15 protein-coding genes are annotated in these 12,355 nt (G+C 56.3%); 8 read left to right on the forward strand and 7 right to left on the reverse strand.

Translation table 11 applies throughout. From position 1 onward, the window contains the following. Positions 1-133: 133 nt before the first annotated feature. Positions 134-694, reverse strand: a complete 561-nt coding sequence (gene gmhB / locus C8D90_RS11290; protein WP_115458562.1) for a D-glycero-beta-D-manno-heptose 1,7-bisphosphate 7-phosphatase — start codon at positions 692-694, stop codon at positions 134-136. A gap of 187 nt (positions 695-881) precedes the next feature. On the opposite strand from gmhB, the gene metN reads away from it, so the two are divergent. The 6 genes from metN to proS all read left to right on the forward strand — a co-directional run bounded on the left by metN (position 882) and on the right by proS (position 6,526). Continuing rightward, the gene (gene metN, locus C8D90_RS11295; RefSeq protein WP_115458563.1) at positions 882-1,916 is read left to right on the forward strand and encodes a methionine ABC transporter ATP-binding protein MetN; all 1,035 of its coding nucleotides are present in this window, start codon (positions 882-884) and stop codon (positions 1,914-1,916) included. After that, positions 1,909-2,562, forward strand: a complete 654-nt coding sequence (locus tag C8D90_RS11300; protein ID WP_115458564.1) for a methionine ABC transporter permease MetI — start codon at positions 1,909-1,911, stop codon at positions 2,560-2,562. The genes metN and C8D90_RS11300 overlap by 8 nt, the downstream gene beginning before the upstream one ends. Before the next feature lie 73 nt (positions 2,563-2,635). Further along, the gene (locus tag C8D90_RS11305; protein ID WP_115458565.1) at positions 2,636-3,451 is read left to right on the forward strand and encodes a MetQ/NlpA family lipoprotein; all 816 of its coding nucleotides are present in this window, start codon (positions 2,636-2,638) and stop codon (positions 3,449-3,451) included. A gap of 123 nt (positions 3,452-3,574) precedes the next feature. Next, a complete protein-coding gene (gene rcsF / locus C8D90_RS11310) occupies positions 3,575-3,991 on the forward strand; it encodes an Rcs stress response system protein RcsF (RefSeq protein ID WP_115458566.1) in 417 nt (138 codons plus the stop codon). Continuing rightward, positions 3,988-4,695: a tRNA (N6-threonylcarbamoyladenosine(37)-N6)-methyltransferase TrmO gene (gene tsaA / locus C8D90_RS11315; protein ID WP_115458567.1), complete on the forward strand. Its 708-nt coding sequence runs from the start codon at positions 3,988-3,990 to the stop codon at positions 4,693-4,695. Before rcsF ends, tsaA begins: the two co-directional genes overlap by 4 nt. Positions 4,696-4,807: 112 nt before the next feature. Next, positions 4,808-6,526 carry a proline--tRNA ligase gene (gene proS / locus C8D90_RS11320; protein WP_115458568.1) on the forward strand — a complete coding sequence of 573 codons (1,719 nt, stop codon included), beginning with the start codon at positions 4,808-4,810 and terminating at the stop codon, positions 6,524-6,526. Positions 6,527-6,603: 77 nt separating this feature from the next. Here proS and nlpE read toward each other — a convergent pair whose 3' ends face one another. The 3 genes from nlpE to C8D90_RS11335 are packed head-to-tail and all read right to left on the reverse strand — an operon-like array spanning position 6,604 to position 8,325. Further along, entirely contained in the window at positions 6,604-7,296 is a 693-nt protein-coding gene (gene nlpE, locus C8D90_RS11325; protein WP_115458569.1) for an envelope stress response activation lipoprotein NlpE, read from the reverse strand. Between the two features lie 59 nt (positions 7,297-7,355). Further along, a complete protein-coding gene (gene arfB / locus C8D90_RS11330; RefSeq protein ID WP_115458570.1) occupies positions 7,356-7,775 on the reverse strand; it encodes an alternative ribosome rescue aminoacyl-tRNA hydrolase ArfB in 420 nt (139 codons plus the stop codon). Between the two features lies 1 nt (position 7,776). Further along, entirely contained in the window at positions 7,777-8,325 is a 549-nt protein-coding gene (locus C8D90_RS11335) for a YaeQ family protein (RefSeq protein WP_115458571.1), read from the reverse strand. A gap of 222 nt (positions 8,326-8,547) precedes the next feature. On the opposite strand from C8D90_RS11335, the gene C8D90_RS11340 reads away from it, so the two are divergent. Beyond that, the gene (locus tag C8D90_RS11340; RefSeq protein ID WP_115458900.1) at positions 8,548-8,748 is read left to right on the forward strand and encodes a YaeP family protein; all 201 of its coding nucleotides are present in this window, start codon (positions 8,548-8,550) and stop codon (positions 8,746-8,748) included. Continuing rightward, a complete protein-coding gene (rof, locus tag C8D90_RS11345; RefSeq protein WP_147291356.1) occupies positions 8,735-8,995 on the forward strand; it encodes a Rho-binding antiterminator in 261 nt (86 codons plus the stop codon). Before C8D90_RS11340 ends, rof begins: the two co-directional genes overlap by 14 nt. A gap of 59 nt (positions 8,996-9,054) precedes the next feature. On the opposite strand, the gene C8D90_RS11350 is transcribed toward rof, so the two are convergent. From C8D90_RS11350 to dtpD, 3 genes are all read right to left on the reverse strand, one after another. Further along, positions 9,055-9,369 carry a c-type cytochrome gene (locus tag C8D90_RS11350; RefSeq protein WP_115458572.1) on the reverse strand — a complete coding sequence of 105 codons (315 nt, stop codon included), beginning with the start codon at positions 9,367-9,369 and terminating at the stop codon, positions 9,055-9,057. Between the two features lie 54 nt (positions 9,370-9,423). Further along, positions 9,424-10,743, reverse strand: coding sequence for a tRNA lysidine(34) synthetase TilS (gene tilS, locus C8D90_RS11355; RefSeq protein ID WP_115458573.1), 1,320 nt, complete (start codon positions 10,741-10,743; stop codon positions 9,424-9,426). Positions 10,744-10,820: 77 nt separating this feature from the next. Further along, positions 10,821-12,296: a dipeptide permease DtpD gene (gene dtpD / locus C8D90_RS11360; RefSeq protein ID WP_115458574.1), complete on the reverse strand. Its 1,476-nt coding sequence runs from the start codon at positions 12,294-12,296 to the stop codon at positions 10,821-10,823. Positions 12,297-12,355 lie beyond the last annotated feature (59 nt).

A 12,355-nucleotide genomic window follows, 5' to 3' on the forward strand; every position in this document is an offset into this window, starting at 1 on the left:
TTGGGCTGCCTCGCTGCTGAGCCGTGCTGTTTGCCGGTCAGTGGAGGCGCATTATAGGGACTTCCTGATGGCTGACAAGTGTTAATTTAAAAAAACCGTTTGATCGCGTCTTTTTTATACACCCAGCCCGTTTTTAGCGCTTTTTAATGGCTTCCGGCAGGTCCGCTAAGCTATCCAGCACCCAATCAGCTTTATTTTCCGCTTCCGCCGTCACCGGTTTTCCCGTACGAACCAACACACGGGTTCCGACACCGGCCGCTTCCCCGGCCAACAAATCATCCAGCTTATCGCCAACGATATAAGACGCCGCCATATCAATTTTCAAATGCCGCTGAGCGGAAAGCAGCATCCCCGGCTGCGGTTTACGGCAATCACATTGCTGGTGATACTCTTCCGTACCATAATCCGGATGATGCGGACAATAATAGATACCATCCAGATCAACCCCGCGATCGGCCAGGGACCAATCCATCCATTCGGTCAAATGCGTAAACTGCTCTTCGGTAAACTTACCGCGGGCAATGCCGGACTGATTGGTCACCAGCACCAGGGCAAACCCCATACGCTTCAGTTCTTTCATTGCGTCAATAACGCCGTCAATAAACTGAAACCGATCGATTTCGTATATATATCCGTGATCGATATTGATCGTGCCGTCACGATCTAAAAAAATTGCGGGAACTGTCTGAGCCACCTGATTTCACTCCTAAGAATCGCATCGCGCCAGTATCGCATGAATTTCGTTATAAGGAAGAATACAAAGCCATAGGGTTCACGGTTGACTTAGCCGTCTAGACGCCTTAACATCCGATCAATGCCTTGGTTCGTCCAGGGTTTGTTTTTATCCACCACGGGCAACGCCAAAAGCAAAACAAAAATAAATGATCAAACTAATTAATATCTCGAAAGTTTTTCAACAAGGCTCCCGCACTATCAATGCGTTATCCAATGTAACGCTGGAAGTACCGGCCGGCCAAATTTACGGCGTAATCGGCTCCTCCGGCGCGGGGAAAAGTACGTTGATTCGCTGTGTCAATTTGCTTGAGCGTCCCACCAGCGGCCAGGTTCTGGTCGACGGGCAGGATATGACTACCCTTTCCGAAAGCGCGCTGACCAAGGCCCGCCGTCAAATCGGTATGATTTTCCAGCACTTCAACCTGCTGTCATCCCGCACCGTGTTCGGCAACGTAGCGCTGCCTTTGGAGCTGGACAACACGCCGCGCGCCGAGGTTAAGAAACGGGTCAGTGAACTGCTGGAGCTGGTCGGCCTGTCGGACAAGCACGACGCTTATCCCGCCAACCTGTCCGGCGGCCAGAAACAACGCGTCGCGATTGCCCGCGCGTTAGCCAGTAACCCGAAGGTGCTGCTGTGCGATGAAGCAACCAGTGCGCTTGATCCCGCAACCACCCGTTCGATTCTGGAATTGCTGAAGGATATCAATCGCCGCCTGGGATTGACCATTCTGCTTATCACCCATGAAATGGATGTGGTAAAACGCATTTGCGATCAGGTCGCCGTGATCAGTGAGGGGGAGTTAATCGAGCAAGGCACGGTCGGCGAGGTGTTTTCTCACCCCAAAACGCCGCTGGCCCAACAGTTCATCCATTCCACGCTGCATCTGGACATTCCCGAAGATTACGCTTCGCGCATCACCCCCCAGCGCACCAGCGCCGACAGCCTGCCTCTGCTGCGCCTGGAGTTTACCGGCCAGTCCGTTAACGCGCCGCTTATCTCGCAGGCGGTACGCCGCTTCAACGTAGATATCAGCATCCTGAGTTCGCAAATGGATTACGCCGGCGGCGTTAAATTCGGCATCATGCTGGCAGAAGTGCACGGCGATGATGACAGCACGCGGGCTGCCATTACATTTTTTAAAGAACACCACGTAAACGTTGAGGTACTGGGTTATGTCTGAAGCAATGATGTGGCTGATGGCGCGGGGAATCTGGGAAACCGTCGCGATGACCTTCGTATCCGGCTTTTTCGGCTTTGTTCTGGGTCTTCCGGTCGGCGTACTGCTCTACGTTACCCGTCCGGGGCAAATCATGGAGAGTACCAAGCTGTATAAGCTGTTGTCAGCGCTGGTGAACATCTTCCGTTCGATTCCCTTTATCATCCTGCTGGTATGGATGATTCCGTTTACCCGTATGGTTGTTGGTACGTCCATCGGCCTGCAGGCGGCATTGGTTCCCCTGACCATCGGTGCGGCGCCGTTTATCGCCCGTATGGTGGAAAACGCCCTGCTGGAGATCCCGACCGGCCTGATCGAAGCATCGCGTGCTATGGGCGCCACGCCGCTGCAGATCGTCACCAAGATCCTGCTGCCGGAAGCCCTGCCGGGCCTGGTCAACGCCGCGACCATCACGCTGATTACCCTGGTCGGTTATTCCGCAATGGGGGGCGCCGTCGGCGCCGGCGGTCTGGGACAAATCGGCTATCAATACGGTTATATCGGTTATAACGCCACCGTGATGAACACCGTGCTGGCGCTGCTGGTTATTCTGGTTTATCTGATTCAGTTCAGCGGCGATCGCATCGTAAAAGCGGTCAGCCACAAATAATAGGCTACATTCTCTATACAAAGCATGCGCTGACAACGGCGTAATACACAACGAGTCACATGAGGGAAAGGGTATGTCATTTAAGTTCAAATCAGTAGCAGCGGTTGGCGCACTTCTGGGAGCTCTGGCGCTGGCAGGCTGTGGGCAGGAAGAAAAAGACCCCAACCATATCAAGGTCGGTGTTATCGTCGGCGCTGAGCAGCAGGTAGCAGAAGTTGCTCAGAAAGTGGCAAAAGAGAAATACGGCCTCAACGTTGAGCTGGTTACGTTCAACGACTACGTGCTGCCCAACGAAGCCCTGAGCAAAGGTGACATTGACGTCAACGCCTTCCAGCATAAGCCTTATCTGGATCAGCAAATCAAGGATCGCGGCTACAAGCTGGTTCCGGTCGGCAACACTTTCGTTTACCCGATCGCCGGCTATTCGAAAAAGATCAAATCGCTGGATGAGCTGAAAGAAGGCTCCCAGGTCGCCATTCCCAACGATCCGACCAACCTGGGCCGCTCCCTGCTGCTGCTGCAGAAAGTGGGCCTGATTAAGCTGAAAGACGGCATCGGCCTGCTGCCGACCGTATTGGACGTGACCGAGAATCCGAAGCACCTCAAGCTGGTTGAACTGGAAGCGCCGCAGTTACCGCGTTCCCTGGACGATCAGCAGATCAGCCTGGCGATTATCAACACCACTTACGCCAGCCAGATTGGCCTGACCCCGGCAAAAGACGGTATTTTCGTGGAAGACAAAGATTCTCCGTACGTTAACCTGATCGTTTCCCGTGAAGATAATAAAGACGCGGAGAACGTGAAAAAATTCGTTCAGGCTTATCAATCTGACGAAGTCTATGACGCGGCGAACAAAATTTTCAACGGCGGGGCAGTGAAGGGTTGGTAATTTCTGTCTTCGTATTATACTGAATCGTCTTAATCCACAAGACGGGCTAAGGCCCGTCTTGTTATTTGCATCATTGCCTGATTCAATATCGCCATATCAAAATAACAAACTCGGGAAGTTTTTATGCGCGCGTTATCGTTGTGCTTGCTCGCTGGATCCCTGACTCTGACAGGTTGTTCTCTGCTGCAATCCAAACCTGCCCCCACGCAGGAACCTGCAAAAATGATCGAGCCGGCCGCTCCGGAGAAGCCCGCACATACAGCACCACGCCCCTCTCCGGTCAAACTGTATCAGAATGCGGAAGAACTGGTCGGCAAGCCGTTCCGCGACCTCGGCGAAGTGTCCGGCAGCGTGTGTCAGACCACCAGCCAGGGCAACGCCCCCAGTCTGACCACCGCCCGCAAACGCATGCTGACCAAAGCGGCGGGAATGAAGGCGAATGCCGTATTGCTGCATCAGTGCGTCGTGCTCAGCGACAGTAACGGCTGTTATCGCCAGGCGCTCTGTCAGGGCTCGGCGTTAAACGTTTCTGAGCAATGAGCCAATTTACTTTCGATACGATCGGCATCATCCGGTCACCCTATAAAGAAAAGTTTGCCATCCCCCGCCAGCCCGGACTTATCGACGACGGCGGGGGAACTCTGGAACTCCTCCCCCCTTATAACCACGCGGAAGCCGTACGCGGCCTGGATGCCTTCAGCCATCTGTGGGTAATTTTCGTCTTTCATCAAACCATGCAGGCCGGCTGGAAACCCACGGTGCGCCCTCCCCGCCTGGGAGGCAACGCCCGCATGGGCGTCTTCGCCACGCGTTCAACCTTCCGCCCTAACCCGATCGGCATGTCATTGGTTGAGCTGAAGGCGATCAACGTGCGCGCCGGCCAGGTTCACCTGGAGCTGGGCAGCCTTGACCTGGTGGACGGCACGCCCGTGCTGGACATTAAACCCTATCTTCCCTTTGCGGAGAGCCATCCTGAAGCCCGTGCCGGGTTTGCCCAGCAAGCGCCCAACGCGGCGATGCCCGTTATCTTTTCCGCACTGGCGCAATCTCAGATAGAGCAAAACCAACGCCGCTACCCGCATCTGGCCCGCTTCATTCGTCAGGTCCTGGCGCAGGATCCGCGCCCGGCCTACCGTAAAGAAGAAACCATCGATCGCATCTATGCCGTTCATCTGCTGGATTTCAACGTGCGCTGGCAAATCAGTGAAGGCGTGACGGAAGTCCTCGATCTCAACCAAAGTTAGAAATTCGTCACACTCCCTTTTGACAACCCTCCGTCGCTGGTAAACTAAACCACTTTACTATTTTCGGCCGCGTTTTCGCGGCCTGGCTATTTCGTTCAGCGGAACAATACACATGCGTACAAGTCAATATTTGCTCTCTACGTTGAAAGAGACACCTGCCGACGCGGAGGTTGTCAGCCACCAGCTGATGCTGCGCGCCGGGATGATCCGTAAACTGGCATCCGGTCTTTACTCCTGGATGCCGACCGGCCTGCGCGTTCTGAAGAAAGTCGAAAACATCGTGCGTGAAGAAATGAACAACGCCGGTGCCATCGAAATTTCCATGCCGGTCGTGCAACCCGCCGACCTGTGGCAGGAAAGCGGCCGCTGGGAGCAATACGGCCCGGAGCTGCTGCGCTTTGTCGACCGCGGCGATCGTCCGTTCGTCCTGGGGCCAACGCATGAAGAAGTCATCACCGACATCGTGCGCAACGAAATCAGTTCATACAAACAGTTGCCGCTGAACTTCTTCCAGATCCAGACCAAGTTTCGCGATGAAGTGCGCCCCCGTTTCGGCGTAATGCGCGCGCGTGAATTCCTGATGAAAGACGCCTACTCGTTCCATACTTCGCAGGAATCATTGCAGGAAACCTACGACAAAATGTATGCGGCATACAGTCGCTCATTCAGCCGTATGGGGCTTGATTTCCGCGCGGTACAGGCCGACACCGGTTCCATCGGCGGCAGCGCGTCCCACGAGTTCCAGGTGCTGGCGAAAAGCGGTGAGGACGACATCGTCTTCTCTACCGGCTCCGACTATGCGGCCAACATTGAGCTGGCGGAAGCCGTAGCGCCGGCCATCTCCCGTGGCGCTGCAACGGAAACGTTGCGCCTCGTCGACACCCCGAACGCCAAAACCATTGCGGATCTGGTCGAGCAGTTCAATCTGCCGGTTGAAAAAACAGTTAAAACCCTGCTGGTACACGCGGCGGAAGAAAGCGGGCACCCGCTGGTTGCCCTGCTGGTGCGCGGCGATCACGAGCTGAATGAAGTTAAGGCAGAAAAACTGCCGCTGGTCGCCAGCCCGCTGACGTTCGCCAGCGAAGCCGAAATCCGCGCCGTCGTTAAAGCCGGCCCCGGCTCACTTGGCCCGATTAACCTGCCGGTTCCGGTCGTGATTGACCGCTCTGTCGCCGTGATGAGCGATTTCGGCGCAGGCGCCAACATCGACGGTAAGCACTACTTCGGCATCAACTGGGAACGCGACGCCGCCCTGCCGCAGGTTGCGGATATCCGCAACGTGGTGGAAGGCGATCCGAGTCCGGACGGTCAGGGTACCCTGCTGATCAAACGCGGCATTGAGGTCGGGCATATCTTCCAGCTCGGCACCAAATACACCGAAGCCATGAACGCTACCGTTCAGGGCGAAGACGGCCGTAATCAGCTGATGACCATGGGATGCTACGGCATCGGCGTTTCCCGTGTGGTCGCGGCCGCCATCGAGCAGAACCATGACGAACGCGGCATCATCTGGCCTGACGTGATCGCGCCGTTCCAGGTCGCCATCCTGCCGATGAATATGCACAAGTCTTTCCGCGTGAAGGAGTTGGCCGAAGCGCTCTATGATTCGCTGCGCGCCAAAGGTATCGACGTCCTGCTGGACGACCGTAAAGAACGCCCGGGCGTGATGTTTGCCGACATGGAGCTGATCGGCATTCCGCATACCCTGGTGATCGGCGATCGCAACCTGGACAACGATGAGATCGAATACAAAAACCGCCGCGCCGGCGAGAAGCAGATGATCAAGAGCGGGGAAATTGAAGAGTTCCTGCTGGCGGCCATCAAGCGCTAATTCCGCTCCCGCGCAAAACAAAAACCCGTGATACTCTCACGGGTTTTTTTATGCATCAGATAAGAGAACAATGTCGCTTAACGGCAGTTCTTATTCGCATCAAACTTCGGCGCACTGTCCGCTACCAGCGTTTTCACCACCACGGATTCGCTGACCGAAGGTGATACGGAGAAATGCGCACGAACCTCGACATAGACAGGTTTCCCCGGCTCGCCGGCAGCGCGCTGATAGCCTTTTTCCAGTGCCGCACTGTAAGCCACGGAGAATTTCTTCCCGGTCGCGCAGTCCTGCAAACTCCCTGACCTCAGTTTTCCTACATCCGGCTCGTAAATGTACATCCCTTTAAACGCCATCGGCGTGGTCGGCAGCTCGGCATCCGTCGCCTTCAGCACATAGTTGAAGGAGGACTCAATCGGCGCGCCGGTTGCATCCAGCAATTCCATGTCATTGCCGCGCGGATGGAAGTAACGCTTATCGCCGTCCGAACTGGTCAACACCAGTTTATCCGCCGTTCTCTGCCACACGCCGTATTCCGCCATCGCCTGATCGCCATCCCGGCTGCCGCGATAAATCTGTTTCAGAATAAAGGTGCCGTCTTTTTCCAGAAATAATGATGTATCCATTCCGCTGCAATCCGCACACGGTAATACGCCCTGATAGCTCTGCGCCATCGGGGTCAGAGGCTGCTCCGTATACTGGGAGCGCGCATGGCAACCAAATAAAGAGATCGTTCCGGCTGCCAACAGCAGCGTTATTGCCAATTTTTTCACAGTTTCTCTCCTACTGTGGTCTGCTTGTGTGCCAGGCTCTCCGTTATCCGGAGCCTGTGCTAATCCGGTTTTACTTTTCCACGCAACGTCTTGGTTTTGCCACGCCGGGTTTTCTCATCCGTACGGCGCTGCCTGGCGCGAACGCCCGGCCGTGTCGGCCGGCGCACTTTTTCCGTCACGCCGGCTGCGCGAATCAAGGCGGCCAAACGTTCCAGCGCCGCTTCCCGGTTCATCTCCTGACTACGGTATTCCTGTGATTTAATCACAATCATACCCTCGGCGGTAATCAGATGATGACTCATTAACAATAGTCGCTGCTTATAACTCTCGGGTAAGCTTAATGAGCGATGAATATCAAAACGCAGATGAATCGCCGTGGACGTTTTGTTAACGTGCTGACCGCCCGCGCCCTGCGCCCGGATAGCCGTTATCTCTATTTCATCATCAGGAATCGTGACCCGGGACGAGATGACCAGCATCTCAGCGCTCCGGCGTCTGCCAGTGCTCGAACTGCAATTCGAGGCTGTGAGCGGCGTCCGACAGCCAAATCGTACCTTCCTGTAACGTCGCCTGCAGCGTCATGGTACGCGCCGCCAGTGACGCCAACTGCCCGAGCGCGGCATCAGGCAAAAAACGCACCGTCAGATTGCGCAATGACGCTGCCTTATCCTGCTGTTGCTGCCACCAAACACGCGCCGCGCGTTCGCCGTAGGCATACAACACTACCTCACGGGCCTGGCTGCTGGCCTTCTTCAGCCGTTTTTCATCCGGCAGCCCCAGCTCAATCCACAGCTCAACGCCGTTATGATCGTTATGCAGCCACAGCTCCGGCTCATCATCGGCGCAAAGCCCGCGGGTAAAGGCCAAACGTTCGTCCGCATGGCAAATCCAGGCCAACAGGCGCAACATCATGCGCTGCTCGGTCTCCGAAGGATGTTGCGCCAGCGTCAGATTCGCATCGTGATAAAAATGACGGTCCATATCCGCAATATTTACCGCGGCTTTATAAATCGTTGCTTTTAACGCCATACATCCCTCACAGTTTAATCCCCGACAGTGTAACGGATCACCTACCGCGCAACCAGCACGGACATCGGCCGGTTAGACTTGTTTTATGATTATTGAAACGAAAGAAATCCCCCTGCTGTATTTAAATTGCCTGTGCTATAGTCGTCAGGCATATGAATTTACCCCCGCAACATCCTTCCGTGGATGAAAACCGGCGGGGATAGATTCTATAGGGGGATGATTTTGCAACACTATTCTGAATTAGTTCGCCGGAAGTATGCTGAGATTGGCAGCGGAGAACTGGGGTATATCCCCGACGCACTGGATTGTGTACTGAAGGCACTGGATGCGATTGCAGCCAACGATGCGCTGCCGTCAGATGTGAGGGAACAGGCGGCCTACGCCGCCGCTAACTTATTGGTGAGTGATTATGTCGATGACTGATGAGTATCAACCCATTAACTGCGACGATTACGACAATTTGGAGCTCGCCTGCCAACATCACTGGGTGCTGACGTTGGTACTGCGTGAAGGTGAAACGCTGGAGGCAAAGGCCAGCGACCTGTTCTCCCGCAAGCAGGTAGAATATTTACTTGTGGAGAAGGACGGCGAAACGCGGGAGCTACGGCTGGACCACATCGTCAGTTTCAGCCATCCGAAGATCGGTACGATAGAGATCAGCCACTCCTGAGCTAATCCTGAATCAATACCCGCGGGGCGATGCACACAGTGTACCGCCCCGTTTCTTTTTCAGGGTTTCAGGCTGGCGTAATAGGCAGCCAGATCGTTGATATCCTGCTCAGACATCGGGGCCATGTAAATCTTCATGATCTCTGCCTGACCGCCCGAACGCGTCCCTTTCTTATACGCCCGCAACGCTTCATTCAGGTATTGCACATTCTGCCCGGCAAGATTCGGGTACATCGGTACGGACACCTTCCCTTCCGCACCGTGGCATGCCACGCAGGTCGCCGACTTCGCCTTTCCGGCCGCCGCATCGCCGTCGGCCAGCGCAGGCAAAACGGTCATGCCCAACGCCATCGCCGCAATCAAAGGGTATCTCATAATTATTCGTCGCTCCCAAGCTCACATTGTTCTGCTGTTTAATTCCGCTGTTTTTTACATCCAGCCTTTCGTCCAGTGAACGTTCCAAACCGGATGATTGGCAATGGCCTGCCCATCAAGCGTAACAAAAACCCCCAAGGCCGCAATGAGTCGTTCACCAAAATAAATCATCGGCGTTCGTTCGCGCTCCCAGGGAGGGACGTCCTGCTCCTGCCAGATTTTTTTAATCTGACGGGAATGACGGCGCCCGACGATACGCAGCGTCCCGTGCGCGACGAAGCGGATCGTGACGGTTTCTCCGGCGCGCGGCGCGCAGATACTCACGCCACGGTTGCCCAATTGCAGTTCGCCCAGATTATCCGGCAGGCGCAACGGTTTACGGGGATCCCAAACCAGCACTTCGTCTTTGAGTGAACGCAACGGCGGCAGCAGAAACAGCCGCTGGCGAAAACGGCGGACCTGCACGTTCCCCAGGTTAAGCAACGGTTCCGCATCTTCCCGCGCCAGCGCCACTTCATGCCACAGGCGCTGCAACTGTTCACGGGTCGGCATCATCGCATCAAAGCAGGCGATCCAGCGGCGCAGCAACGCATAACGCCGTGCTTCCGACATCGGCAGCATCCCGCAGATATCCAGCGAATCATCCTCATTCATCAGCGACTGCAATGACTCCAGCAGCAGCTCATCCAGCAGTTGTTCCTGCTCGGCGCACAGGCTGGCGCTGCGTGCCACGGCTTCGGAGAAGTGCGGCCAGCGCTCGCACAGCCGGGGAATCACCCGCAAACGCAGATAATTGCGATCGAAGCGATCGTCCTGATTACTGTCATCCTCAACCCAGCTCAGTTGCTGCGCTTCGGCATACGCTTCCAACTGACGACGGGAGATGTCCAGCAGAGGCCGCACCTGTTCACTGCCGGAAAACGGCATGTGCGCCGCCATCCCCGACAGCCCGGTAGGACCGCTGCCGCGCTTAAGCGCCAGCAGAAACGTTTCACACTGATCGTCCTGGTGTTGTGCCGTGAGCAAAACTTCATCCGGCTGAATGATCCCAGCGATACCGTGATAGCGGGCCTGACGCGCCGCCGCTTCCACCCCCATATGGCCCGGTTCGACGCGCACGCGCAAAACCTCCAGCGGCACCTGCCAGAGGCGGCAAATATTTTCGCTGTGCGCCACCCATTGATCGGCAAACTGGCTCAGGCCATGGTGAACGTGCACGGCGCGGATGTGCAGATGCGGAAACTGCCGCGCGCGCAGTTGTACCAATGCATGCAGCAGCACCGTGGAATCCAGCCCGCCGCTAAAGGCAACCAGCAAGCGCGACCGCCCCTGTAGCTGCCCGGCGATACGCATCGGTAATTCGGAGATATTCATATTAGGAAACGGTTATGTTTTTCGCTCAGGTGCAACGATATCAGCATGTTAATCAGCCTATTACGTCAGGGCAATCATTACCCGGACACCAACGCACTTTTTCTTGCCCGCGCTGCGTGCCACAGCCAGAGCATCACAACCAGCCCCGCGCATCCCAACGCCCCCCAGGCGATTTCGCCAAATACGCCGGCATAGGATGACAGCGAATGGGCCAGCGCCTCGCTGCCCTGTTCGAAATGCGCCTGCGCCGTCTGGTTTGCAATGATCCCCGCCAGATAATTCGCCACGGAGCCGGTCGCCAGCATATAGATGCCGGTGAGCACGCCCGTCGCGCCGGGAATGTGTAGCCGGGTAATCTGCGCCATAGCCACCGGGTCGATGAACAGCTCGGCAAACCCCATCACCGCCAGCCCGAGCACCGTCACCAGCATGGAAGCCTGACCATGCGCCGCGGCCCAGCGGGCGTTGGCGGCCAGGATGGCGAATCCCGCGCCGATCAACAGCATCCCGAGCGCGAATTTTCCCCATATGCGAACCGCACGATTGCCACGCCAGGACTCACGCACCAGCCAGGCCAGCACCACTCCACTAAGCATAACAGCAAAACCATTCACCGACTGGAACAAGGCCGTCGGCACCGTCACAGAGAACAGATTTCTGTCGACCACGCGATCGATAAACAGGCTGATGGAACTGCCGCCCTGCTGGGCGAAAGCCCAGAACAAGGTGCCCAGCAACATCAGAACGACGACCTGCCCCAACTCCCGCCGCTGCACGCCGCCGGCACGGCGGAAAATCATCGCCAGAATCACCAGCGCTGCCGCGCAGACCAGGGCGAGCGCGTAGCCTGACCAATCACGCCAGAACAGAACGGCAACGAGAAACGGCGCGATAATCAGGCCAATCGACAACCATCCCCAGTTCGGCAGGCCAGCGGATGCCGTTGACATGACACGCCAGTCAACGCCCCGCGTATGACGGAAATGACGCCGGCCGCATAAAAAGATGAGCAACCCGGCAAACATACCAATACCGGCAAGGGCGAACCCGACGTGCCAGCCGTAGCGCTCAGCGGCCAGGCCGCAGGCGATCGGCGCAACGATCGACCCCACATTCCCTGCGGCATACAACAGGGAGAATCCTCCGTCGCGACGCGGATCGTCCTCTGCGTAAAGTTCGCCGAGCAAACAACTGATATTGGATTTAAACAGCCCGTAGCCACACACGATGATGGCGAGAGCCAGGTACAGCGAAGAAGGAGACACCGCGCTGATGCCGAGCACAATGTGCCCTAAGGTCATCAGCGCCGCGCCTGAAATCACCGCCGCCCGGTTGCCGAGCAGACGGTCGGCCAGAATACCGCCGACGATAGGCGTAACATAAACCAGGGAAGCATAGGCGCTGTATAACGCGAAGGCGTGAGTGTCGTCGTAACGAAGTTGATGGGTGAGATAGAGTATGAGCAACGCGCGCATGCCGTAAAAACTGAAATACTCCCAGATTTGCAATGCAACGACATAGTAGATAGCGCGCGGTTGTGAGGGTGTTTTCATGGTGTCTCCCATTCAGAGCAGGGGACCTGCGCCAATAAAAAAGGCGCCCCGATGCGGGG

Origin of the sequence: Enterobacillus tribolii (genome assembly GCF_003363015.1) — a bacterium.
Lineage (GTDB): Bacteria > Pseudomonadota > Gammaproteobacteria > Enterobacterales > Enterobacteriaceae > Enterobacillus > Enterobacillus tribolii.